The organism is Myxococcales bacterium, assembly GCA_016706225.1.
Taxonomy (GTDB): Bacteria; Myxococcota_A; Polyangia; order Polyangiales; family Polyangiaceae; genus JADJKB01.
The window spans coordinates 1,355,045-1,377,867 of record JADJKB010000021.1; the positions used below are offsets into that span (position 1 = coordinate 1,355,045).

A 22,823-nucleotide genomic window follows, 5' to 3' on the forward strand; every position below is an offset into this window, starting at 1 on the left:
CGTTCGAAGCAGCGAGGTGGCGCTACGGAATTGCTGGCGCACTCGGAAAATGGGAAACCGCTGCCAGTGAGCGAGGACGAGGCCGAGAGCTGGCACTGGGCCGACGCCGACGGCGTGGTGAGCATCGTCGACGAGTGGGAGTTGTTATCCTCCCTCTCGACCGGCACGCTGCCCCACTACACGCTCGTCTGGCGGGCGCACTGGACCCAGTGGCTTCCGGCCTGCCAGGTCGCGGAGCTCGCCAACACTCTCCCGAAGGACAAGCTCGAGGCCGCTGTGGCTCCCGGCAACGATCCGTTGCGAAACGATCCTCCACCGCCACCCGTCGATCGGTACCAGGCGTACCAGACGCGAGAAGCAGCGGCGAAGCTCCTGGGCAAACGCCCCAAGGCTGGAGCGCGCGTCCCGACCGCGCCGCCAACGGGACGCATGAACGTGGCACCTACGCCGCCGCCGCCGCCGCCGGCGCCACGCCCTGCGCAGCCTACTCTGGTCGAAAGTGCGCTTGGCACCGCGACCGCCACTCTGAGGCCGCCGGGAGCCGTACCGCCACCCCCACGCGGCGTGCCCACACCGCCGCCGGCGTTCAACGAACAGGCGCTCCCCGAAGCAATCATGCAGGCGCCACCGAGCCCGCAGATCCAGATGATGCCGCCCAGCGAGGAGCCGGCGCCCGTGTCGGTAGAAGCACCAACCAACCCGCAGGCTGCGTTGGCGCCGCTGGCCTCGCCCGAGAGCAAGCCGCTGCCGTCCTGGAGCGAAGATCTCGACGCGGAGGTGCGCGCTGGCGCAAGAGCGCCCGCGCGGATGAAGGAGAGCGCCTACTCGCCCGGGCCGCCCGCCACCGCGGTGTACCGAGCGCCAGCAAAGAGCCCCCTGGTTTGGGTCGCGGTGCTGGGGCTCGCAGGGCTCCTCGCCGTCGTCGGCATCGCCGTGCTGTTCGTGGTCCTGCGGGGCTCCAAGGACGTCGCCGCTCCCAGGGCGTCCGCTACCAGCTCCGCACCAGCCGGAGGCGGCGACAAGACGCGAATCGTCCCCTGCAAGCTCGACAAACCCGCCGCCCGGCTTGCCCCCGCCATCATGCCCTCGATCGCACCGGTGACCGCCGCGCTCTCGAGTGGTTCCAAGTTCGCGGTGGGTTATGCGTCATCGGGGCGCGAAGCGGAGGGCATCACGATCGACCCCTCCAGCTTGGCAGTCGAGCGTCCGTTCCGGCAGAAGACCGCGCACGACATCGCCGCAGTCGTCCCGCTGGCACGAGGCGGCAACCTGACCTTCACGATCGACGAAGAGGAGAGCGGATTTCGCTCACCCCGTTCGCTGGACTCGCGCTCCAGGTTGATCCTCGGCTGGACCGACCAGGGACTAGCCAAACGCCAAGGCGCCGGCGACCCCACCACGATTTGGCCCAGCCCGAGTGACAAGGTCACGGATCCCCGTGTCGCAGCGCTCGTCAGCGGCGGGTACGCGGTCACGGTCCGACGCGGCGGCCAGGGTGGAGCCGTGCTCGTCGGGCTGATCGACGAAATGGGCGACAAGAAATCGGCTCTCACCGAGGTGGGCTCGAAACCTCAGGTCGGCACGCCGGCCATCGCAGCCAGCGACCGTGGGGTGATCGTGGCCTTCGCCGGGCGCCCGACCGACGACTCGTACTGGACGCTGCAGGTCGGCACCGCCCCACCGGGCTCCACCCCCACGAGTGCCCAGAGCTTCGCCACCCCCCCCGGCGGCCTGGGCGCGGACGCAATTTCCCCCGCCATCGAGGGCCTCCCCAACGACCGCTGGTTGCTCCAGTGGACCGAAGGGGCCGCAGGGCGCCGGCAGGTCAGGATTCAAACCCTGGGTTTTGACTTGGTTCCGGTAGGAGATCCGATCAACCTGTCTGCAGAGGAAGCCAACGCAGGCCAAGGCGTAGTAATGGTCCAGGGAGAAAAGGCCCTCTCGTTATTCTTGGTCCGAAGGGGCAATACCCACGAGCTCTGGGGAGCAACGCTTTCATGTCCGTGATCACAAAAGTCCGAAGCTTTACCCGCACCTTCACCCTCGGCTTGAGCACCATCGTTGTCCCAGCCGCGGCAACCACCGTCGTGCTGAGCCAGAACGCCTGCTCGATACTCGGCAGCCCGGGCCCGTCGGCCGTGTCTCAGGGGCAGAAGTATCAGAGCGGAGACGCGACCTTCGACGAGGTCTTCTCCAACATCTACGACCTTCAGGTCGACCTCGCGAAGGCACCGGCGACGGAGAAACAAATCCGCGCGGACCTCGCCCAGAAAGCCAAGTTCGACGAGAGCATCTCGGCAACTTTGCTCGGCAAGAAGCTCGGCAAGCGCACCGAAGCGCTCGCGACGGCCGGCACGGGCCTCAAGCTAGAGGTCAAGGGGCTCGACGGCGACGACGACGCGAGCGCGACCATGTCCGTCAAGGGCAAGGAGCTCGAGGGCGACGACAAGGGCCTGGTCAACGCGATGGAGAGCGCCGCCAAGAGCGCGGCGAAGCTCCACGTGCGGATGAAGAAGGCGAAGAAGCTGCTGGAGCAGCTGAGCGGACAGATCCTCGCGCTCGAGGCGAACGTCGACAACGCCTTCCGCATCGGGGGCCCGAAGAAGAAGTCCGAGGTGCGGAAGAACCTCGACGACGCAAAGAAGCTCATCCCGCTGATGCAGGCGCGGGCTGACGAGGTCGGAGAGGCCGCCAAGACGGTCGCCAAGAAGGTGGCCGACGCCGCGCAGACCGACACTGGCCAATTCGACCAGCCGCCGCCGCCGCCCGAGGAGCCGCCGCCGCCCGAGCCCGAGCCCGACAAGAAGGGCGACAAGAAGGGCGACAAGAAGGGCGACAAGAAGGGCGACAAGAAGGCGGACAAACCCCCGGCGGACAAACCCCCGGCGGACAACCCCCCGCCCAAGCCGCCCGGCGACTTCGAGCCCTGAGCGCGAATTGACCGCGCCCGGCCTCGCGCGCCGGGCGTCCAGTCTCGACTTTGTGCGCTTCCGCGCAGCGGAAACACTGCTGCGAGAGGGAGGCTAGTTCACCGACTTGATGGCATCGAGGAACGGCTGCGCAGACACGAAGTCCGTGCAGCGCACCGCCTCACCGCCTCGAGAGTCGTAGACTAGGACCGTCGGCAGGCCGACGACCTTGTGTTCCTTGAGCGTCGCGGCGACTCGTGGATCCTCGTCGTCGGTGGCATCGACCTTCACGGCAACGAAGCGCCCTGCCTCGGCCGCTACACTCGCTTCGCTGAAGGTGTGTTTGTCGAGCTCCTTGCACGCACCACACCACGCCGCGGTGAAATCCAGGAGCAGCGGGCGATTCTCGGTGAGCGCCTTCGACTTGGCTTCCGCCACGCTGATCTTCTCCCACGCCAACGTGCGAGACGGCTTTGCCGCGCCAGCAACGAACGCAAACGCACCGACGCTTGCCAGTGCAATGCCGATGGCCTTTCGCGCCTTGACGCCCGCGCCGGGTTCCTCGAACGAACGGTGCACGGCCCCGAGCACGATGCCGAGCAGCACTGCCACCGCCGCGACGACCAGGAACGTCGTGGTCGGCAGCACGAGCTTCCCGATTGCCGGGAACACTGTCGCCAGGAACCAAAACGCGACCACCATCAGCACGATGCCGAGCAGCGACTTGACGTGCACCATCCAGCGGCCGCTCTTGGGCAATTGCACGGCAAATGCTCCAACCAGAAAGAACGGCGCGCCGAGCCCGAGGGCAAATGCCGCCATCGCACCGGCGCCGAGGGCAGCGCTCTGGGTCTTGGCGATCCAGGTGAGGATGCCGGTGAGCACCGGGCCGGTGCACGGCGCAGCGATCACGCCACACGCGATGCCGAGAACGAACGCACCTTTGAGCCCAATTCCTCCAACGGTCGCCAGTTTGTTGGTGAGCGCCGAGGGCAACGTGAACTCGAAGGCACCGAACATGCTGGCCGCCATCGCCAAGAACAGCGCGCTGATGCCGACAATTACCCACTTGCTCTGGAGCACGGCGCCGAAGATGCCGCCGGTGAGACCGGCCACCACGCCCAGCGGCACGAACATCGCGACGATCCCGAGCACGAATGCCAAGGACAGCGCCACGCCCTGAGCGCGGCTCTTGGCCTCCCGCGCACCAAACACACTGACCGTCACCGCCACCATCGGATACACACATGGGGTCAAGCTCACCAACAGCCCGCCCACGAGCGCGGCGAGCGCGGCATATCCGGGGCCCTTGGCCAGCGCGCGCGTGAACGCGTCACCTCCACCGGCAGCCTGTGCGCCAGCCACGACACACGCGTTGTCAGCGGCCTGGGCCGCGAGCGACCAGGCCAGCATTGCGAGGAGCGTCAGGGAGAAAGGAGTCCAGCGAAGGCGCGGCATCGTCGGAAGTCTGCGTAGTGTAGTGCGCGGATCGCTGACTGTGGAGCCCGCCGATCGCTCGGGCGTGCTCAGCCAGAAGATTGGGATTTTTTCCTGGGGATCCGGGCCAGAAGCCGGCGCGCGCGGCTGATCTCCCCGGTCAGGGCGACGGCCAGGGCCACCCTGCCCCCGGTCGACCGTCGGACGAAACCCCGCAGATACTGCCGGGCGGCCTCGTAGTCCTGATCGTGGAACGCCAGCTCTCCCAGGACGAACTGACCGTAACCCTGCCCACACGGTGCATCGGCGAGCCGATCCCGGAGCAGCTTCACTTCCTCGGGCGCGCTGGGCTCACCCGCTGCCAGGCGCGCGAGCGCAAATTGCGCCTGGTACAGCGGCCGATCCGTCGTCCCCCAACGCAATGCGCGGGACAGCGCCCCCATGGCGTCTCGATAGCGGCCAGACAAGAACAGCACGCTGCCCAGGGTCCAAAGGTGAAACGCCCGGCGTGACGGCGGGCTGACTCGACTGGCCAGTCTCAGGTGGGCAACCGCCCCGTCCAAATCGCCAAGTCCGAGACACGCCCGAGCCGCATCCTGACGCGCGACGTCGGGCATCACGTCGAGCGCGATGATCTGCTGCGCCACCTCCAGCGCCTCGTCGAAGCGCCGAGCTTCCATCTGGGACAGATACAGCTGCCGGAAGAGCATCGCGCGGGTGGTGCGGTTGATCCGACCTCCGTGATCGAGCGCGCGGCGGGCATACTTGGCGCGGAGCCCCGAAGTCCGCGCGAGCGTGGCCTTGCGGAGCAAAAGCTCCGGGCTCACGGCTTGTTCCGCGGCCACGCGCGTTCGTGACATCTGGCTCAAGCCTAGCAAGACCTGCACACTCGTCCAGATTTCTGACCCGGCTTTGAAAAGAGGCCAGGTCGCGATAAGCAAAAAGCCCGATGCCGACCCGACTGCCCCCCGCCTGTCTGGCTTGCCTCCTGGCGTGCGTTCTCGTCACGGGCTGTGGGCACCCGGCCAGCGAGGCGGAGTGCGAAGAGATCGTCGAGCGCGTGGCCCGCCTCGAGCTCGAAAAGAAGAACGGAGCCGACAAGGTGAGCGTCGAGGAAGAGGTCGTCGCCACGAAAAAGAGCGTGCGAGACTCGATGCTCAAGGAGTGCGTCGGGCGCCGCTTGACCGAAAGAGCGATGGCCTGCGTCCGCAGCGCAAAGAGCAGCAAGCAGGTCGTCGAAGAGTGCTTCGACTGAGGCTCGAGTACACGGAGCGGTACGTTCGCCGATTGATCCATTGAAGACCCAGGACCTGGCTTTCCACGCGCTGGCTTGGGCGCTCGTTTGTCCGCTCGTCGCTTGCGGAAAACCACTGAATCCCGATGAGTGCAAGCAGCTCCTTGGGCACTACACCGAGCTGCTCGTGCGACAGGAGCACCGCGGTGTCACGGACGACGAGGTCGATCGACTCAAACTGAGTGCGTTCGGGCGAGCGGCGGGCTCACCGGAGTTTGCCCGCTGCCCAAACAAGGTCTCGCGTAGTCAGTTCGAATGCGCCATGCAGGCCGGAAGTGTCGATGAGGTCGAAAGATGCCTATTGTGAAGAGTCCCCACACGGCCCGCCTCGAGCGTCAGATGAGGCGCACGATCCGCCACCATGAGCTGTTCGCGGACGGCGACAAGGTCTTGGTCGCCGTGAGTGGCGGGAAGGACAGCCTCACCCTGCTCGACCTGCTCGACACGTGGCGTCGAGGAGCGCCCCAGCTCGAGCTCGTGGCGGTGCACCTCGACCAGGTCCAACCCGGGTACGACGGACGAACACTGGTGGCGTTCCTCGAATCCACAGGGCTCCCGTTCGAGATCTTGCGTGAAGACACCTACTCCATCGTCACGGACAAACTCGGGCCGACCGACACTTACTGTTCGCTGTGCTCGCGCCTGCGACGCGGCATCCTGTATTCGGCTGCGGAGCGCCTGGGCTGCAACAAGATCGCCCTCGGTCATCATCGCGAAGACGCCCTCGAGACGTTTCTTCTGAACCTCTTCTACGCGGGGAAGTTGCAGACGCTGCCACCCAAGTACCGCACGGACGACGGCCGCTTCGAGGTGGTGCGGCCGCTGGTCGAGTGCACCGAGGCGGACATCATCGAACACGCCGCCGAGCGGCGTTTTCCCATCCTCCCGTGCAATTTGTGTGGCTCACAGCCGGGCCTCAAGCGGGAGAAGATGGGGGCGCTTCTCACCGAGCTGGAGCGCGAGAACCCGCACCTGCGCGCGGTCATGCTGAACGCGCTGGGTAACGTCAGCCCGACCCATCTGATGGACTCCGAGCTCGTCCGCGCCTGGCACGCCCGCCCGAGCGATATTCGACCCAAAGTGCAGAAGGCGCCACGACCGGCGCACGCGCGGGCTCTACCCATGCTCGAGAGCGCGGGCGCGGGGTTCGAGCTCGAACCCGACTGACGGGTCCTTCAAAGCTCAAACCGTGCTCGAGCGCTCGCGCTGACGCGCGCCGCCACGTTGAAGAATCTTGGTGACCAGGAGCGCCATCGACGAACCCAGGAGCGCGAGGGCGAGCGCAGCGAGCGCGGACAACTCGGAGCCGAGCATTCGTGGCACCTCGCGAGTCGCGATGAAGAGCGCCATGGCGACCACGAGCCAGCCGAAGCTCTCGCGCAGGAGCGAGGGCCGAACGCGCCCAACGAGAGCGCCGCCGACGACGCTACCAACCACCGCCGCCGCGGTGACCCAGGCCGCCACGGTCCAGTCAATCGTCGTGTGGCCCAAAAATCCAGCCAAGCCCGCGAACGACTTCATGCTGATGACGACCAGCGACGTACCGACCGCTTCATCCATGGCGAGACCGCCGAGCAGCACCAGGGCTGGCACCACCAGAAATCCTCCGCCCGCCCCCACGAGGCCGGTCACGACGCCGACGGCGAAACCCTCTGCCAAGATCTTGGCCACGGGCCGACTCGCTACGGTCACCGCGCGCACCCGGTTCGGACCGCGCAGCATCGCCACCGCCGTCGTGAGCATCACCAGCGCAAACAGCGCGAGCAGCGGCCCGGAGGGCACGAACTTGGCCACGCGCCCAGCCAGAAACGCGCCGGCCATGCCGGCCACACCAAAGAAGAACGCAATGCGCCAGCGGATCCGGCCGCTGCGCGCGTGGGGGATCAGAGCCGCGAGACTCGTGGTGCCGACCACCAGCAGCGACATTGCCACCGCTTGGTGGGCTTCGATGTCGAGCACGTAGCGCAGGATGGGCAGCGTGAGGATCGAGCCGCCGCCGCCCAGGAGCCCGAGGGCAATGCCCACGAATATTGCTAGAAAGACGCTGACAAGAAGCACGCGTTGGTCTCCGACGGGCGGTACGAGCCGGGCGGCTGCTCGATGGATTCGCCCGGCGGTGAAAAAAGCTCGATCCGTCCGGAGCTTGCGGCGCTCAATGCGGCGGCCGAAACGCGCGCTTCAACTCTGCCCGAGCCGCTGCCCCAGCCGTTCGAGCGCGAGTCCCACGTCCGGGCGTTCACTCGAGAGCTCCGCGAGGGGGTCCCCGCGCTCGGCGAGCCGGGCAGGCACCGTGACGATGTCGAAGCGGCGCGGGTCGAGCGCGAGGTTCACCTCTTCCCAGGACAACGGCGTGGACACGGTAGCCCCGGGCACCGCGCGCACCGAATAGGGCGCCACGATGGCGCGGGAGCGACCGGTCTGTCCGATGTCGATGAAGACCCGCGGCCCGCGCTTGTCCACCCGTCGCTCGGTGGTCGCGAGCTTCGGATGAGCGGCCTCGAGCAGCCTGCCGAACAGCTCAGCCAGTCCCTTGGTCACGGCGAATGGCACATGGGGCCCCACTGGGACCAGCACGTGGAGCCCCGTCTGGCCGCTCGTCTTCGGAAATCCGCGCAGGCCCGCCTCGCTGAGCAGCTGCTCGAGGGCGAGCATGAGCACGATGGCATCGCGAAAGCTGCCGTCGCCGATGTCGAAATCGATGGTGAAAAAATCTCCGCAGTCGAGGTCCCCGGCGCGGCTCGCCAGCACGTGCAGGGGAATGCAGCCGAGGTTCACGATGTAGAGCAGCGCGTCCAGCGAATCGACGAGGAACACACTCTTGTCGCCGCGCGCTTCTCGGTCCTCGTCGTCACGCAGCTCGAGCGCGCGGAGCCAGTCCGGTGCGGCCTCCGGTGGCCGCCACTGGTAGAAGTTCTTGCCGTTTATCCCGTCCGGGTACCGCACCAAGATGACCGGCCGCTCCGCCAAGAACGGCAAGAGCGCAGGCGCCACGCTGGCGTAGTAGTCGAGCAAGTGACCCTTCGTGTAACCCTGGTCGGGCCAGAACACCTTGTCGCGATTGGTGAGCGCCACGCGGGCGGAGGTCGCCACGGCTTCGGGCAAGCTGGCCGGGTCGAGGCGCTCACCCCCCGGCGGCGCAGCGGAGCACGCGGCCGGCGGGAGGTCGTCGCGCAGGCCGCGGAACACGGGTTCGCGCAGGTGACCGTCATCGGTCCAACCGATGAAGCGCACGCTGACCACGACCTCGGGCCTCACGTGGTGCACGGGGCCGCGACCGGGAGCGAGCTCCCCACGCGCAGCACACTCGGGGATCTCGGCAGCGCGCAGCCGAGCATCGAGCGCGTTCAGCACGGCCCGATCCAGCCCACTCCCCACCTTGCCGCGGAGCACCAGCTCGTCCCCTTCGTAGCTGGCCAGGCGGAGGGCGCCGAGCGCCTTGCGCGCGCCCCGGCCTTCATCCCAACCAACGACGACGAACTCGTCGTCCCGCTCACACTTGAGCTTGACCCAATCGGTGGAGCGGCTCGGCCCTTCTCTATAAGGCGAATCGGCGCGTTTGCTGACCACACCCTCGAGGCCCTCGGCCCGGCAGAAATCGTAGAGCACGCGGCCGTGTCCTTGCAGGTGATCGAGGGCCCGCACCAGTCCCTTTCCGCGCACCAGCTGGGCCAGGATGGCTTTTCTGGAGAGCAGCGGCAGCCGCGTGAGTGAGCGGTCGCCGAGCGCGAGCACGTCGAACACCAGATAGGCGACGGGCACTTCGGCGGCGACGCGAGCGAGCTCCTCTGGGCGCACCGTGACGAGCCGCGGCTGCAAGCGTTGGAAGCGGGGCCGGCCTTGCTCGTCGAACGCGACGATTTCTCCGTCGAGCACACAGCGATCGGCGGGGAGCTTGGCCACGGCTCGGGCGATTTCCGGGAACGTCTGGGTGCAGATCCGGCCGTTGCGGTAGCGCAACACCACACCGCCGCCGTGGCGTGCCGCCACGATGCGGGCACCATCGAGCTTCAGCTCGTACAAACGCTGGGGGTCGTCGAGCGAGGCGCCTTCGAGCGCGCAGGCCATGGGGGTGAGGGTGCGCGCATCGAGGTCCGCCACGGGGGCGCCGAGCTGGGCGGCGGTCTCGCTGAGCTCCGCCTTGAGCTCCGACAGCCGGCTGAGCTCCTCCACAGTGAGGCCGGAGATGACGCTGCGCGGATCCGCCGCGAGCACGTCGACGCTGGCATCGGCGCGAGCGTCGGCCTTCTTGATCAAGAGCCACTGGTTCTGCTCCGTCGGACCGCGCCGAGCGCCGGTGTGGACCAAGGCAAAGCGACCACCGAGCTTGAACCCCGAGAGCTCGAAGTCGATCTTGCCGCGCAAGATACCCTCCTCCGCGCTCCCCTCGAGGTAACGCACGCGCCCCCGATCCCAGACGATCATGGGGCCGGCGCCGTAGTTTCCGTCGGGGATCACGTCCTCGAAGTCGAGGTATTCGAGCGGGTGATCCTCGGTGTTGACCGCCAGACGTTTCTCGTCGGGATCGAGGCTGGGGCCCTTCGGCACCGCAAAACTCTTCAGCGCACCGCCGATTTCCAGCCGCAGATCGTAGTGTTCACGCGTCGCGGAGTGTCGGTGCACGACGAAGCGGCCCAGCAGGGTCGCGGCGGGTGCCGGTTGCGAGGGAGCGAACGGCTCCGGCGTCCCGACCGGGTCGCGCTTGTCGCGATAGTTCCGGATCGGCTTCGAGCGCACGGCGCCCAGCATAACCGGTCGAGAGCCTGCTGCACCTCTGTTCACCCCGAGGCCGGACTTTGCAAGATGTTTCCTTACGGCAGGATCAGCCCGATACCATGCTGGTTCCCATGCCCGCCCGAGCCATTTCGTCAGGCACCATTTCGTTCGGTTTGGTCGCCATCCCGGTCAAGCTCTACACCTCCGCTTCGAGCGAGCAGGTCCGCTTCAACATGCTGCACGAAAAGTGCGGCAGTCGCCTGAAGCAGCAGTACCTGTGCCCGGTCGACAACGAGGTCGTGGATCGCGAGAGCACGGTGAAGGGCTACGAGTACTCCCGCGGGCAATACGTGCGCTTCAGCGACGAGGAGATCAAGGCGCTCGAGTCGGAGCGCAGCGCGTCCCTCGAGATCACGGAGTTCGTGCCGCTCGCCAGCGTGGACTTCGTGCAGGTCGAGAAGAGTTACTACCTGGGTCCCGACAAGGGCGGTGACAAACCCTATCAGCTGCTCGGCGAGTGTATGCGGAAGAAGGGCGTCGTTGCCGTCGGGCGCTGGGCCGCGCGGGGCAAAGAGCAGCTCGTCCTGATCCGCCCTTACGCCAAGGACGGCCTCGTGCTGCACCAGCTCTACTATCAGAACGAGGTGCGGGACTTCGGCGAGATCGATACGGGCGCGCGTTTCACCTTCAGCGAGATCGAACACGAGCTCGCTGAGAAGCTGATCGAACAGCTCACGAGCGCGGGTTTTGCCCCTGAAAAGTACAAGGACACGTACGAAGATCGGGTCAAGGCTGCGGTCGAAAAGAAGGTGGCAGGGCAGGAGATCACCGTCGCCCCCGAGGCCCCGCGTGCGCAGATCATCGATCTCTTCGAGGCGCTCAAGCGGAGCCTGGCGGAGGCGCAAGAGCGTGTAGCCAACGTCGACGGAGCGGACGCGCCAAAACCACCGGTCAAGGCTCGCGCGGACGAACCCGCCGAGAAGAAGGTGGCTGCACGGCGCACCCGGGCGAAGAAGTAGCCGCGGGCAGCGGGTGATGTCGGAACAGCGCGCAGCCGACGAGGAGCAGGTCGCCGTCCTCGAGATCGAAGACAGCATCGACCTGCATGGTTTTCAGCCGCGGGACATCCCGGACGTCGTGGTCTCGTACCTGGAGGCCGCCCAAGAAAAGGGTTTCGTCGAAGTGCGGCTGATTCACGGCAAGGGCACGGGGTTTCAGCGCGCGCGGGTACGCGAGGTTCTGAGCAAGCACCCCCTCGTCGAGCGCTTCGGCAATGCGCCGCCCGGTCGCGGTGGTTTCGGCGCGACGTTGGTGTGGTTGATCCCACGCTGAACCCGGGCGTCCGGCAGGCGGTCGACCGCGACGGCCACCGCCACCGCTCAGGGTTTGACCGGTGAAGCGTTGGGCATGACCGACGCCGAGAAGTCGAGCTCCAGGTACTTCGCGTAGTTCGGATCGTAGCCGTCGCTGAACGAGGTCGAGGGCACCGCCGCGTAGGTTGCCTCGCTACCTCCCTGCTCGTTGAGCATGCCGAGGTGCAGCGACAAGATGCTCGGCGAGCCGATGTCCAGCTGCGGGATCCGCATCTCGATGAAGGTGCCGGTCTGATAGACGTCGCCCGTGAAGTTCCAGCTGGCGGCGGCCCATGCCGAGCCGCTCCAGGCCTGTGCGTCGGTGAAGGTGTTGTTGGTCCTCCAGCGGGCGTGCCAGCGTGAGCTGAACGGCAGGGTCGGTTGCTGGGTGTTGTAGGTCACTCCCGCAGTGCTGCCGGGTGAGCCGGAGAAGTACGCAAAGAACCACTTCGTCGCGCTCGCGGCCTGAACGTCGGCGCCCTTCATGCCGATGTAGACGTAGTTGTCGTCCCACGCGACGTAGGCCGTGTAACCCGCCGACGACGTCGCGAAGGTCTCGCCCGCCAGGAAGTCATTGTTGCCGTCGATGGTGATGGTGTGGAAGTAGCGCACCGTGAACGCCGTCGGGGTCGAATACACGGCTGCGAGGGCGTTGCCCGATGCGTCCTTGGCGGCCGTCGTCACGCGCACCTTGTAGTTGCCGAGGCTGAGCAGATTGCTGGCAGGCGTGAGGGTGAACGCGCTGTTGCCGCCGCTCGCCACCGGGTTACCGCTCATCGCAACACACGAGGAGAAATCGTCGGCGGACACCTGAATGGCCCCGCTGCAGCTGGTGCCGGAGGTCGACGCGGTGATCGAGGCGACCTGCATCGGTTCGCTGAAGGTCACGACGATGGTCGAGTTCTTGGTGACGCTCTTGGTGTTCGGAGCCGGGGTGGTCGACGTCACCGTCGGCGGAGTGGTGTCTCCGGTAGTGCCGCCGGTGCCACCCGTCGCCGTGCCGCCGGTGCCGCCCGTCGTCGTGCCACCCGTGCCGCCGGTGGTGCCGCCCGCACCGCCCGTGGTCGTGCCACCACTGCCGCCGGTCGTCGTGCCACCCGTCCCGCCGGTCGTCGTGCCACCCGTCCCGCCGGTCGTCGTGCCACCCGTCCCGCCGGTCGCGCCGCCGCTGCCAGCCGAGCCCGCAACGCCGCCGGTGCCCGCAGCGCCACCGGTCTGCCCGCCGCTGCCGCCGGTCTGCCCGCCGCTGCCGCCGGCCCCCGTGCCACCGGAACCGCCGCTGACGACGCCGCCGAAGCCCGATGTGCCGCCGACGCCGCCGACATCGGAGTCGTCCGCCGCGCACGCCGTGGCGAGGACCGCACAAACCCCTATTAAGCCTGACAAACGCCCAACGGCCATGGCCGCCAGCGTACGCCTTTTGTCGGCGGCCGCCACTGGCGATGTCGGGCGTTTGCTTGGCCATTTCGCCGCCCTCGCCCTATCCCCCGTGGGTGACCACGAAGTCCCCCATGACGCGCGAAACAACCCTGGTGGTAATCGAGTTCGGTGCGAGCTGGCCAAGGTGGCTGGAACCCGGCAAAGGGGGTGACCTCGTCGTGGTCGCCCAGCACTACGAGGGGGAGCCTACCTCACTGGTCACGCAGGTTGCGAATCGCATCGCCCGCGTGGAGGCCACCGGTTGGCACGTCGGGACCGCGGTGATCGTCGCCAACGAGCGCATCGACGCGTCGGCCTTTGCGTCGCGCAGTGTGCTCGCGCGGGGACTCCTGGCGCGTCTCTCCAAGTCCGGCGGCGGTGAGCTCGTGTTGACCCTGTCGGATGCAGCGAGCGGCCGTGCTTGCCAGAATCTGCTCGGGCTCGCTGCGGCGCTCGACACCGACGCGGGCCGCGTTGGTGTCAAGGTCGCGCTGCGCATCGGACACCGGGAGCCCATGCTCGGACTGTCGTCATCGGAACCGGCACAGCCCGCCGCAGAGTGAGCCGCACGCGCGAACGCGAAGCCGCGTTCGCATGGCAGCGCTGTCACACATCGACAGCGCTCGCTCTCGCGCTACCTTGGGGGGATGAACGAGACTCCGAGCAGGATTGCGCGTGGGCGCGGCGCGAGGTGGATGCTGTCAGTTGCGCTGGTCGCGGTTGGTATGACCGCGGGAGTCGGCCTCCAGCGGCTCGATGTCTCACCGACGCTGCTGCTGCCACGACTGACCCGCTCGGTGACCGTGGTGCGCCCCAGCCCGAACGTCGTGACGGCAATCCGCGAGCTGTCGCGGTTGGAGAGCGCGGAGTACCACCTCGAGCGGGTCATGGACGTGAAGGACGTCCAGACCCACGCCTTTGGCCTCCTGAGCGCGGAGGACTCGCTGCTCCTGGTGGTCGCCGGAGACGTGGTGGCGGGCGTCGATCTCTCGGAGCTGGATGCGGCCGCCGTGCAGGTCGACTCGGCAACCAAGCAGGTCACCGTCGAGCTTCCGCCCGCGCGCGTGCTCTCGGCGCGGCTCGACAGCGGGAAGACCTACGTCCACAGCCGTCGCACGGATCTGCTCGCCAAACACAGCACGAGTCTGGAAAGCGAAGCCCGAGCCCGCGCCGAAAAGGAGCTCACCGCCGCCGCGACCGAGGCTGGCATCCTGGACAAGGCCTCCAAGAACGCGAGCCGTACAGTCGAGGACCTGCTGCGAGCCCTCGGTTTTTCCAAGGTCCAGGTGAGTGTGCGCGTGAGCTGAGGTCGAGGTCCGCGAGGGCGCCGCGAGCTCAGACCCGCTTCGCCTGCCACTCGCGGCCGAGCAACGGCGGCAGGTCGACGAGCACCTGTCCGTGTGCGCTCTCGAAGCGCAGCGGCAGCTCCGCCGGATCGTAACCCGAGGCGCGGAACGAGCACACACCGTCCTCGACCACGAACGCCGAACGACCGGCCCGCATCTCGATCAGCCCAGGGCGGTCGAGCGTCTCGAACGGCGACGTCCGGCTCGCGCCGTCGGCGTCGACGGTCTCTCTGAAGCGGAGGGCGCGCTGCCCCACCGAAACCGAATAGCGTCCGGAATCGAGCTCGCTCGAGTGAACCACCTTCAACGCAAGCTCGAAGCGCAGCATCAGTCGCTCGATCAGCCGGGAAACTGCCGGGGGTCGCCACCGGAGCGAGACGACGATGCGCTTCCAAGGCAAGACTTCGTAGTCGAGCTCGAGATCGTCGGTCGCAATGAGCGGTACGGCCGGGGCAAACAACTCCGCGTAAGATCTCGGCACGACGCTGGATGGGGCGGTGCGATACGGCATGAGGATGGCCGAGTCTTCTTGTCAGTCTCCAGGCTCGACGAGACGTGCGTTCGGCGGCGGCAAGATGGACTGCCAGGGTTTTGCGGCGTCCTCCAGAAAATCCAGCAGATTTTCCAGCCCCTGGAGGTGTTCGGCTTCGGCTGTCACGAACTTGTCGGCTTCCATCAGGGCCCGACCTGCCTGCGTGAGATCCGGGTGTTCACCCCCGGTCAACGCGCTTTGAATCTGGCGAAGCTGCGCGGCCGGCACGTGGATCCCGGCGGCGATCACGTCCGATGGGATCGGGCCGACCCGCGCCACGATGTGCACACTCGCGTCTCCCCAACCGGCGCGCCACACGCCAGCGCCGCTCTCGTCGTGGTGCAGGAACGTCGCTCCGACATCCGCCGTCCCGGAGAGCACTGCCCGCACGACCGCCTCGTGAGAGCCGAAGAAATGTTCCTCGCCGAAGGCTTGCTCCAGATCGACGCCCTGAGCGCGGAGCGCCGCGCGAATGACCAAGTACCCGGACGCACTCTGCTGATCCACCCAGGCGACGCGGGCAGCCTTCAGATCGGACGGTCGTTGAAATGGGGAGCCCACTCCGGTGAACAGCGCCGAGTGAAAGGTCGAGACGCCGCGTCGCGCTGGCAACGCGATCGGCAACGCTCTGCCGCCGGCCGCAGCCCGCAACGCGACGATTGGCGGCAGCCAGGCCAACTCCAGCTCGCCGCCTGCCATGGCGTCGAGCAGCGCGGGGTAGTGCTCGAAATCTCGCGGCTCGATGCTCAGCCCCGAAGCCATGGACAGGGAGGTGCAGAACGCGTACAGGCGCGCGCGGAGCACCGGCTCCGCCGCCTCGGGCTCGTCCGCTGCCGTGAGGCCGGACGCCAGGGTGATACCGAAGCGGAGAGGTGCGGCACCCGAAGAAGGAGGCCCCCCGGCTTCGTGGTCCGCCGGCTCGATCACACCCGGACACTCACGCCCGGACGAGCGTCCGTCAAGCGCGGTGTGCTCGCCGGGCCGGTCCGAGCCGAGGCGGCGGAAGCGCTTGCTCCCAGGCGACGAGATGCGACGTCCACGCGGGCATCAACTCGCCCTGCGCCGCAGAGTGACTACTTCTGCTTCCTTGCGCTCCTCTCTCCGCCGCTGCCTTCGCCGACCGCTCGGTCCTCGGCGCTGGCCTCCCAGTTCTCGCTGACGCCTTCCCCCCGCGTCCACCCGCAGGCCGCGCGAGCGGCCGAGGACCGACGCTTGAGGGGGAACGACCGCCACGAGGCCGCGACAGCGGCCGAGAGCCGGGCGAGGCGGGAAAACGCGTCGCTTCGTTGCTGCTGGCCGGCCCGACTACCGATCAGGGCCGTGGTAGCGCCGCTCCCTGGGTCGTGTCATACGGCGCCGCCGTGGACCTGCACCCCGACAACGGCGGCGGCGATGCCGCAGAGCAGCGCACGTCCCACGACCTCGAGTGGGGGTACTTGCTCGACCACCTGGCAGGCTCGTGTGTCTCGACGTCAGCAGCGGCCCGCATGCGAGCGCTCCGACCGGAGCGCAGCGTCGCGGCGGCGCGCGCCCGGATGACCCTCACGGCGGAGGCGCTGGCGGCAAGCGTCGACGACGCGCCCATCCCGGCCCGAGGCCTGCCCGAGCTGGACCAATCCCTCCCGCGGGTCGCGAAGGGCAGCGTCGCGAGCGGGGAGGAGCTGCGGGACATCAGCCGCCTGCTCGAGGCCTCCCGCACGCTGCGAGCCTACGCACAGGCGCAGACGGTCCCGCGTCCGTCGCTCGCGGCGGCGCTCGGCAGCGCTGCATCCCTCGAGCCACTGGCCGAGCTTCTGTCGAGCTCGATCGAAGCAGACGGCAGCGTCGCGGACTCCGCCTCACCCGCGCTCCGCGATGCGAGACGCCGCGTCGGCGAGGTGCGACGCGAGCTCGGTTCACGACTCTCGCAGTTGATGCGGCGCTACTCCGAGGTCTTGCGCGACGACTACTGGACGGAGCACGACGGTCGTTTTGTGCTGCCCGTGCGCTCCGACGCTCACCTGCGCGTCAACGGCATCGTGCTCGGGTCCAGCGCTTCGGGCGCCACGCTCTACGTCGAACCCGAAGAGGTGACCCAACTCGGCAACCGCCTGAAGGTCGCCGAAGCAGAGGTCGAGCGGGAGGTGGCGCGGGTCCTCGCCGTGCTGTCCGCGGAGGTCACGCGCCACGCGCCCGAGCTCGCGGCCGCCCTCGAAGCCTGCCTGGAGGCCGACCGCCTGGCGGCGCTCTGCCGCTTCGCTGAGGAGACCCGCAGCATCGCGCTGATGCCGACGGACGCGCCGCACGCAGCCTTGACCTCCATGCGCCACCCGCTGCTCGTGATGCAGGGCATCCGTGTCATCCCGAACGACATCACGCTCGCCGGCGGCACGGCGCTGGTGATCTCCGGGCCCAACGCGGGTGGAAAGACGGTCGCACTGAAGGCGCTGGGCCTCGCAGCCTGGATGGTGCGGGCCGGCATCCCCGTCCCGACCGAGCCCGGGTCGGAGCTCGGTTTTTTCGAGCCCGTGCTCACCGACGTCGGTGACGAACAATCACTGCAGTTCTCCCTCTCGACCTTCAGCGCCCACGTCAAGAACCTGGCTTCGATCTTGGAGCGGTCCGGTGATCGCGCGCTGGTGCTGCTGGACGAGGTTGCGGCCGGAACGGATCCCGAAGAAGGCTCGGCGCTGGCCGCGGCGTTGCTCGAGGCGCTGGTGGAACGGGGCGCCGCCGTGGCGGTTACGACCCACTACGAACGCCTGAAGGAGCTCGGCGCCGGCGGTGGCCCGCTGATCAATGCGTCCATGGGTTTCGACCTCGGCAAGATGGAACCGACCTTCCGTCTGACCATCGGCGTTCCTGGTGCGTCGAGCGCGCTGGCCGTGGCGCTGCGTTATGGCGTTCCAACCCAGGTCATCGAGCGGGCCCAGGAGCTCTTGCCTCACCGGGCCCTCGATCGAGAAGAGCTGGTGCAGAAGCTCGAAGCGGAGCGCTCGACCTTGGAAGCGGCCCGACGTGATGCTGAAGAGGAACTGCGACGGCAACGTTTGCTCACCGCCGAGATCGAAGAGCAAAGGGCCAAGGCCCGCGCTGAAGAGCGGGCACTCCTGGCCGCCGAGTCCCGCGAGCTCCTGGCCGAGGTGCGGAGAGCTCGCGCCGAGTTGCAGGCCGCCAAACACCGTGTCGACCGCGGAGATGCGAGTCGCAGCGAGCTGAAACAAGCCGAGAAGAGCGTCAACGAGGCCGCCCGCCAGGTGGCGTTGGGCGGAGCGCTCGAGCTGGCCACCCGAGCTCCAATGCCCGCGCGCACCGGCCAACGGCCTGCGGCCGAGGCGGATCTCAGCGTCGGAACCCGCGTCTTTCTCAAACAGCTGGGACAGCACGGGGAGGTCATCGATCCCCCGAACAAGGGTGTGCTCAAGGTGGCGGTAGGTTCGATCAAGCTCACGGTGCGGATCGACGAGCTCGAAGTGGCGAAGGCGAAACCGCCCGGCGCAAAACAGGCAACCAAGAAGGTATTGCCCAAGGCCGCGCTCGAGGTCCAGGATGGCTTTGTCCCCGTACGCACGACCGACAACACACTCGACCTGCGTGGGCAGCGGGTAGACGAGGCCTTGGACGCGGTCGACGCCTTCGTCGATCAGATGCTGAGGGTCGGCGAGCGGGTCGCGTATATTTTGCACGGCCATGGGACCGGCGCTCTGAAGCTCGCGGTGCGAGCCCACCTGTCGGCGCATTCTCTCGTCAAGCGTTCCCGCCCGGCCGAGTCCGATGACGGCGGCGACGCTTTCACCGTGCTCTCGTTCGACCGCTGATCGCCGCTTGCGCTGGGCGCTGCCCGCGCGTACGCCTCCGCGCATGTGGTCGCTGCGCGCTCTCGTGCTCTTGCTCGGGTTCACCTCGCTGGTCGCTTGCGCGCCGAGGAGCCGAACGCCGTCGGGCGGCGCGGGCCTGGCTCACATCAGCGCCGCCCCCGAGTTCGCGCTGCCGGACGAGACCGGCAAGCTGCGCGCGCTGAGCGAGTTTCGCGGACACGCCCTGGTCCTGTATTTCTACCCGAAAGACGGCACGCCGGGCTGCACGCGCGAAGCCTGCGCGTTTCGCGACGAGTGGCAGCGCCTGAGTGCCACCGGCGCGCTCGTCGTCGGTGTTTCCCTGGACAGCGTCGAGTCCCATGCCGCATTCAAACGCATGCACGCGTTGCCGTTTCCGCTGCTGAGCGACGCGGAAGGCCGCGTGCTCGCGGCGTACGGCGTGCCGAAGGACGCAAAGGGTTACGCTTCGCGCACGACCTTCATCATCGACGCGCAGGGTGTGATTCGCAGGATCTTCCCGGAGGTAGATCCGGCGGTACATGTGAACCAGGTGCTCGAGACCCTGGCGGAACTGAAACGACTCGGCCTGCACACGGCACCCGCGCCCGCCACGCCCCTGCCCCGCGGCGCCGAGTCCTGCCAGACTCCGACCGCGATGACCTCCCCCGCTACCCCCACCTTCGTGTACTTCATCGAGCCCAGACGACCGGAGATGGTCAGCACGCCCACCGCCGACGAAGAGGCGATGATCGAAAAACACTTCCAGTACCTGAAGGGGCTCACGGAGCGCGGCGTGCTCATCCTGGCGGGCCCCAGCACCGATCCGCCCCATACCGGCATCGTCGTCTTCCGCGCGGCAGATCGCCCAGCCGCCGAGGCGATCCTCGGCGCTGATCCCGCAGTGCAAGCCGGAGTGTTCAGCGCACGCCTCAGCGCGTTCCGAGTTTCGCTGAGCGGCGCCTGCAAGTAGGCGAAATACTCCGGGGCGGGGCCTCACGCTTCACGCGCGGCCGCGGCTCAGTTCACACATTTGTTGTTCTTGCACTCCTGGCCGTCACCGCAGGCGTGCCCGCAAGCACCGCAGTTGTTCTCGTCACTCCAGAGGTTCGCGCAGCCGCTGGCGCAGCAAGTCTCGCCGGAATCACAGTTGGAGCCCCCGTTGCAGGAGCAATCCAGATTGCCGCCCGAGTTGCCGCAGGTCTCACCGGGGCGACAGGTGTTGTTGTCACACTCGCAGCGGCCTTCCTTGTTGCAATGGACCGCGGGGCCGCCGGCACCACCGCACTGCGACGCTTCGGTGCAGCGACAGCGGCCTTGTCCGCAGGTCAGCCCGGTCGCGCAGACCTGTCCACACGACCCGCAATTAGTCACGCTCGTGAGCAGGTCGACACAAACCCCTCCGCAGCTCTCTTCACCCGGATTGCACCCCGACGCGCCACCGGTGTTGGCCACGCCACCCGTGTTGGCCACGCCGCCGGTGTTGGCCGCGCCGCCGGTGTTGGCCGCGCCGCCGGTGTTGGCCGCGCCGCCGGTGCTGGCTGCGCCGCCGGTGCTGCCGCTGCCTCCCGCACCGCCGCCGAATTCGAATTCGTCGTACGAGTTGGTGCAGGCGAAGGCCAAGGCGAGGCCCGAGAGGGCCAGAACGAGCCGGATTTTTTGCCCCATCACCAGAGAAAGCTAGCGCGAATCATGGGTTCGCGCTCGCCAACGCCCGCCTCGCGGGAGAAGTCGCCGTCGATCGCTCACTCGGCCGCGCGGTCGACCCCACGCAGCAGAGGAAAACCGAGCGCTTCGCGCTGGGCCATCCAGCCCTGCGCGACGGCCCGTGCCAGCGTGCGCACGCGCAAGATGTAGCGCTGTCGTTCGGTGACACCGATGGCTCCGCGTGCGTCGAGCACGTTGAAGGCGTGGGCGGCCTTCACGACACAGTCATAGGCAGGTAGCACCAGCTTCTTCAGCGGATCTTCGTCGCGCTCGAGCAGGCGCTTGGCTTCGCCCTCCGCATGATCGAAGGCCAAGAAGTGCGCCTTCACGTCGGCCTCTTCGAAGTTGTACGTGCTCCATTCCCACTCGGCGCGCTGATAGATCTCGCCGTACTTGACCTGTTTGTCGAAGGCGAGGTCGTACACGTTGTCGACATCCTGCAGATACATCGCGATGCGCTCGAGCCCGTAGGTGAGCTCACCGCTGACCGGCTTCATGTCGAAGCCGCCGCACTGCTGAAAGTAGGTGAACTGGCTGATCTCGAGCCCGTCGAGCCAGACCTGCCAGCCGAGGCCCCAGGCGCCCAGGGTCGGGCTCTCCCAGTCGTCTTCGATGAAACGCACGTCGTGTTCGAGGGGATTCGTCCCCAGGGCCACCAGCGACTCGAGATACAGATCCTGAATGTCGAGCGGGCTCGGCTTCAGGATCACCTGAAACTGGTGGAACTGCTGCAAGCGGTTCGGGTTCTCGCCGTACCGTCCGTCGGTCGGGCGCCGCGAGGGTTCGACGAACGCCACGTTCCATGGCTCGGGTCCCAGTGAGCGCAGGAACGTCGCCGGGTTGTACGTGCCGGCGCCCACCTCCGAGTTGTACGGCTGCACGATCAGGCAGCCACGCTCGGCCCAGAACTTCTGCAGCGTCAGGATCAGGTCTTGAAAGTACACGGCGGCGCGAGCCTAGGTCGGCGGCGGGGCGCCCGCAATTTCCATCTGCGATGCCGGGCGCCCGGGTCCCGCTACCTCTCCCTCACTGCCCCGTCCAGTCCTTGCACCACGTGCACTCCGGCGCCGTGCCGCCCTTCAGGCACGCATCGCAGACCGGGTCCTGCTTGCAGGACGTGTCCGTGCAGCCGACGCTGGAAGGTGACGTCGCGCCGTGCAGGAACTGCTCGAGCCAATCGACGTAAGGGGAGCCCTCGCTCTTCCTTTCGTACATGGCGTCGTACGGGTGCAGGCAGTGGAGCGGCCCGGGCGAGAGGAAAAAACGATAGTTCGGCGCGGCGGCGCTGATGTCGAGCAGCGACTTTTGCATCTTGCCCGACCAATCCGCGGCATCACCACCCATCGCGGTGTAGTAACCGGTCTGATCCTTGTCGAAGGCGGTCGTCTGCTCGGCAATGCGCATGTTTGGGTAGTGTTTTCCGATCGCGACGTAGAGGTCGACGATGGTCAACGTCGTGATGTCCTTGCCCTTCAAATCCGGGACCTGCTGCGGGATCTGCGCATTCCAGTTGGGCAAGCTGTCTTTGAAGAAGGTGTCGCTGACGATGCCGCAGCCCGAGTCCGCGACGACGCTGATCTTGGCGTTCGGGTACTGATCCGCCACGTAAGGCGCGTGCCCGATGGCACCGTAGGCGCCGGCGCTGCAGCCGGTGACCAGGATCTCATCCGGCTGATAACGCTCATAGACCCACTTGAGGACCGTCTGGGAGTTGACGAAGCCCTTGTGATTGATGGTCAGCCCGGGCGCGTATTCCTTGACGGCGTCACCCCAGTGCACGTCACCCGTGCAATAGGGAATGTGCACCAGCGTCCAGCCCGCGACCGGGTTCTTCGGGTCGTCGAAGCGATAGATGCCCCCGGCGCCGCCGGCAAGGAAAGCCTTGACCTGCACTTCGGTCGGGGCTTCGGGCTCGAAGATGGCGTCCGAGATCGAACAGGTGAGCTGATTCCAGCACGCACCACCACCACGGAAGTCGATCACGATCTTCTTCGGATCGCCGCCCTCGACGAAGAAGCGGAACGGAGTGCCGCGCGAACAAATCGTGTCGCCACCGGGCTCGACGGTCCGCAGCTCGCCCACCGAGGGAATGTCCGGTGCGCCGGCGCTGCCGCCAGCGCCGGCGCTGCCACCGCTTCCGCCCGTCCCAGAGGGGGAGCTCTCGCTGTCGTTTCCACAGGCGGTGAGCGCGAGAGAGGCAACCAAGGAGACCGCCGCGAACCCGAGACGGCTGAGCTTTTCGAACATCAGGCAAGCATAGGCAAGAATCGCGACACGGGCCAGTCCGGGTCGTGGCACCCGTGTGTCCGCGCTCGAGTTG

General features: G+C 67.4%; 21 protein-coding genes. 11 read left to right on the top strand and 10 right to left on the bottom strand.

Annotation, left to right across the window (positions count from 1 at the left end):
- The first annotated feature begins 66 nt into the window (after positions 1 to 66).
- Together IPI67_30875 and IPI67_30880 are read left to right on the top strand one after the other, a co-directional pair.
- Entirely contained in the window at positions 67 to 2,007 is a 1,941-nt protein-coding gene (locus IPI67_30875) for a hypothetical protein (GenBank protein ID MBK7584578.1), read from the top strand.
- The gene (locus IPI67_30880) at positions 1,998 to 2,930 is read left to right on the top strand and encodes a hypothetical protein (GenBank protein MBK7584579.1); all 933 of its coding nucleotides are present in this window, start codon (positions 1,998 to 2,000) and stop codon (positions 2,928 to 2,930) included. The genes IPI67_30875 and IPI67_30880 overlap by 10 nt, the downstream gene beginning before the upstream one ends.
- Positions 2,931 to 3,023: 93 nt before the next feature.
- Here IPI67_30880 and IPI67_30885 read toward each other — a convergent pair whose 3' ends face one another.
- Together IPI67_30885 and IPI67_30890 are read right to left on the bottom strand one after the other, a co-directional pair.
- On the bottom strand, positions 3,024 to 4,367 hold the full coding sequence (locus IPI67_30885; protein ID MBK7584580.1) for a thioredoxin family protein: 1,344 nt from the start codon (positions 4,365 to 4,367) through the stop codon (positions 3,024 to 3,026).
- Between the two features lie 68 nt (positions 4,368 to 4,435).
- The gene (locus IPI67_30890; protein ID MBK7584581.1) at positions 4,436 to 5,056 is read right to left on the bottom strand and encodes a tetratricopeptide repeat protein; all 621 of its coding nucleotides are present in this window, start codon (positions 5,054 to 5,056) and stop codon (positions 4,436 to 4,438) included.
- Positions 5,057 to 5,295: 239 nt separating this feature from the next.
- On the opposite strand from IPI67_30890, the gene IPI67_30895 reads away from it, so the two are divergent.
- The 3 genes from IPI67_30895 to ttcA are packed head-to-tail and all read left to right on the top strand — an operon-like array spanning position 5,296 to position 6,807.
- Complete coding sequence (locus IPI67_30895; protein ID MBK7584582.1) at positions 5,296 to 5,601, top strand: hypothetical protein; 306 nt, start codon at positions 5,296 to 5,298, stop codon at positions 5,599 to 5,601.
- Positions 5,602 to 5,641: 40 nt separating this feature from the next.
- The gene (locus IPI67_30900; GenBank protein MBK7584583.1) at positions 5,642 to 5,947 is read left to right on the top strand and encodes a hypothetical protein; all 306 of its coding nucleotides are present in this window, start codon (positions 5,642 to 5,644) and stop codon (positions 5,945 to 5,947) included.
- Complete coding sequence (gene ttcA / locus IPI67_30905) at positions 5,935 to 6,807, top strand: tRNA 2-thiocytidine(32) synthetase TtcA (GenBank protein MBK7584584.1); 873 nt, start codon at positions 5,935 to 5,937, stop codon at positions 6,805 to 6,807. Before IPI67_30900 ends, ttcA begins: the two co-directional genes overlap by 13 nt.
- 15 nt (positions 6,808 to 6,822) lie before the next feature.
- Here ttcA and IPI67_30910 read toward each other — a convergent pair whose 3' ends face one another.
- Positions 6,823 to 7,698, bottom strand: a complete 876-nt coding sequence (locus IPI67_30910; GenBank protein ID MBK7584585.1) for a sulfite exporter TauE/SafE family protein — start codon at positions 7,696 to 7,698, stop codon at positions 6,823 to 6,825.
- A 120-nt stretch (positions 7,699 to 7,818) separates the two neighbouring features.
- A complete protein-coding gene (gene ligD, locus IPI67_30915; GenBank protein ID MBK7584586.1) occupies positions 7,819 to 10,374 on the bottom strand; it encodes a DNA ligase D in 2,556 nt (851 codons plus the stop codon).
- A 110-nt stretch (positions 10,375 to 10,484) separates the two neighbouring features.
- On the opposite strand from ligD, the gene IPI67_30920 reads away from it, so the two are divergent.
- Both IPI67_30920 and IPI67_30925 read left to right on the top strand, forming a co-directional pair.
- Complete coding sequence (locus IPI67_30920; protein ID MBK7584587.1) at positions 10,485 to 11,372, top strand: Ku protein; 888 nt, start codon at positions 10,485 to 10,487, stop codon at positions 11,370 to 11,372.
- A gap of 16 nt (positions 11,373 to 11,388) precedes the next feature.
- Positions 11,389 to 11,685, top strand: coding sequence for a Smr/MutS family protein (locus IPI67_30925; protein MBK7584588.1), 297 nt, complete (start codon positions 11,389 to 11,391; stop codon positions 11,683 to 11,685).
- 47 nt (positions 11,686 to 11,732) lie between these two features.
- On the opposite strand, the gene IPI67_30930 is transcribed toward IPI67_30925, so the two are convergent.
- A complete protein-coding gene (locus tag IPI67_30930) occupies positions 11,733 to 13,106 on the bottom strand; it encodes an Ig-like domain-containing protein (protein MBK7584589.1) in 1,374 nt (457 codons plus the stop codon).
- A gap of 110 nt (positions 13,107 to 13,216) precedes the next feature.
- Between IPI67_30930 and IPI67_30935 the strand changes: the two genes are divergently transcribed.
- Together IPI67_30935 and IPI67_30940 are read left to right on the top strand one after the other, a co-directional pair.
- Positions 13,217 to 13,687, top strand: a complete 471-nt coding sequence (locus tag IPI67_30935) for a hypothetical protein (protein ID MBK7584590.1) — start codon at positions 13,217 to 13,219, stop codon at positions 13,685 to 13,687.
- 162 nt (positions 13,688 to 13,849) lie between these two features.
- Positions 13,850 to 14,431: a DUF4230 domain-containing protein gene (locus tag IPI67_30940; GenBank protein MBK7584591.1), complete on the top strand. Its 582-nt coding sequence runs from the start codon at positions 13,850 to 13,852 to the stop codon at positions 14,429 to 14,431.
- A 28-nt stretch (positions 14,432 to 14,459) separates the two neighbouring features.
- Here the strand turns inward: IPI67_30940 and IPI67_30945 are convergent, their stop codons facing one another.
- Positions 14,460 to 14,981, bottom strand: coding sequence for a hypothetical protein (locus IPI67_30945; GenBank protein ID MBK7584592.1), 522 nt, complete (start codon positions 14,979 to 14,981; stop codon positions 14,460 to 14,462).
- Positions 14,982 to 15,002: 21 nt separating this feature from the next.
- Positions 15,003 to 15,929, bottom strand: coding sequence for a PhnD/SsuA/transferrin family substrate-binding protein (locus IPI67_30950; protein MBK7584593.1), 927 nt, complete (start codon positions 15,927 to 15,929; stop codon positions 15,003 to 15,005).
- Between the two features lie 416 nt (positions 15,930 to 16,345).
- Between IPI67_30950 and IPI67_30955 the strand changes: the two genes are divergently transcribed.
- Entirely contained in the window at positions 16,346 to 18,799 is a 2,454-nt protein-coding gene (locus IPI67_30955; protein MBK7584594.1) for a Smr/MutS family protein, read from the top strand.
- 43 nt (positions 18,800 to 18,842) lie between these two features.
- Positions 18,843 to 19,769 carry a redoxin domain-containing protein gene (locus IPI67_30960; protein MBK7584595.1) on the top strand — a complete coding sequence of 309 codons (927 nt, stop codon included), beginning with the start codon at positions 18,843 to 18,845 and terminating at the stop codon, positions 19,767 to 19,769.
- 47 nt (positions 19,770 to 19,816) lie between these two features.
- On the opposite strand, the gene IPI67_30965 is transcribed toward IPI67_30960, so the two are convergent.
- The 3 genes from IPI67_30965 to IPI67_30975 form a co-directional block, all read right to left on the bottom strand.
- Positions 19,817 to 20,464 (bottom strand): hypothetical protein, encoded by a 648-nt coding sequence (locus tag IPI67_30965; GenBank protein MBK7584596.1) that lies wholly within the window; start codon positions 20,462 to 20,464, stop codon positions 19,817 to 19,819.
- Between the two features lie 77 nt (positions 20,465 to 20,541).
- Entirely contained in the window at positions 20,542 to 21,447 is a 906-nt protein-coding gene (locus tag IPI67_30970) for a glycine--tRNA ligase subunit alpha (GenBank protein MBK7584597.1), read from the bottom strand.
- Positions 21,448 to 21,529: 82 nt separating this feature from the next.
- On the bottom strand, positions 21,530 to 22,750 hold the full coding sequence (locus IPI67_30975) for a hypothetical protein (GenBank protein ID MBK7584598.1): 1,221 nt from the start codon (positions 22,748 to 22,750) through the stop codon (positions 21,530 to 21,532).
- Between the last annotated feature and the right edge of the window lie 73 nt (positions 22,751 to 22,823).

What these genes read in the sequence shown, in the direction of transcription:
- IPI67_30940 (MBK7584591.1), top strand. Translation starts at nt 13,850, where the DNA reads ATGACCGCGGGAGTCGGCCTCCAGCGGCTCGATGTCTCACCGACGCTG.
- IPI67_30930 (MBK7584589.1), bottom strand. Translation starts at nt 13,106, where the DNA reads ATGGCCGTTGGGCGTTTGTCAGGCTTAATAGGGGTTTGTGCGGTCCTC.
- IPI67_30935 (MBK7584590.1), top strand. Translation starts at nt 13,217, where the DNA reads ATGACGCGCGAAACAACCCTGGTGGTAATCGAGTTCGGTGCGAGCTGG.
- IPI67_30925 (MBK7584588.1), top strand. Translation starts at nt 11,389, where the DNA reads ATGTCGGAACAGCGCGCAGCCGACGAGGAGCAGGTCGCCGTCCTCGAG.
- IPI67_30965 (MBK7584596.1), bottom strand. Translation starts at nt 20,464, where the DNA reads ATGGGGCAAAAAATCCGGCTCGTTCTGGCCCTCTCGGGCCTCGCCTTG.
- IPI67_30890 (MBK7584581.1), bottom strand. Translation starts at nt 5,056, where the DNA reads ATGCTCTTCCGGCAGCTGTATCTGTCCCAGATGGAAGCTCGGCGCTTC.
- IPI67_30920 (MBK7584587.1), top strand. Translation starts at nt 10,485, where the DNA reads ATGCCCGCCCGAGCCATTTCGTCAGGCACCATTTCGTTCGGTTTGGTC.
- IPI67_30895 (MBK7584582.1), top strand. Translation starts at nt 5,296, where the DNA reads ATGCCGACCCGACTGCCCCCCGCCTGTCTGGCTTGCCTCCTGGCGTGC.
- IPI67_30975 (MBK7584598.1), bottom strand. Translation starts at nt 22,750, where the DNA reads ATGTTCGAAAAGCTCAGCCGTCTCGGGTTCGCGGCGGTCTCCTTGGTT.
- ttcA (MBK7584584.1), top strand. Translation starts at nt 5,935, where the DNA reads ATGCCTATTGTGAAGAGTCCCCACACGGCCCGCCTCGAGCGTCAGATG.
- IPI67_30885 (MBK7584580.1), bottom strand. Translation starts at nt 4,367, where the DNA reads ATGCCGCGCCTTCGCTGGACTCCTTTCTCCCTGACGCTCCTCGCAATG.
- IPI67_30960 (MBK7584595.1), top strand. Translation starts at nt 18,843, where the DNA reads ATGTGGTCGCTGCGCGCTCTCGTGCTCTTGCTCGGGTTCACCTCGCTG.
- IPI67_30880 (MBK7584579.1), top strand. Translation starts at nt 1,998, where the DNA reads ATGTCCGTGATCACAAAAGTCCGAAGCTTTACCCGCACCTTCACCCTC.
- IPI67_30945 (MBK7584592.1), bottom strand. Translation starts at nt 14,981, where the DNA reads ATGCCGTATCGCACCGCCCCATCCAGCGTCGTGCCGAGATCTTACGCG.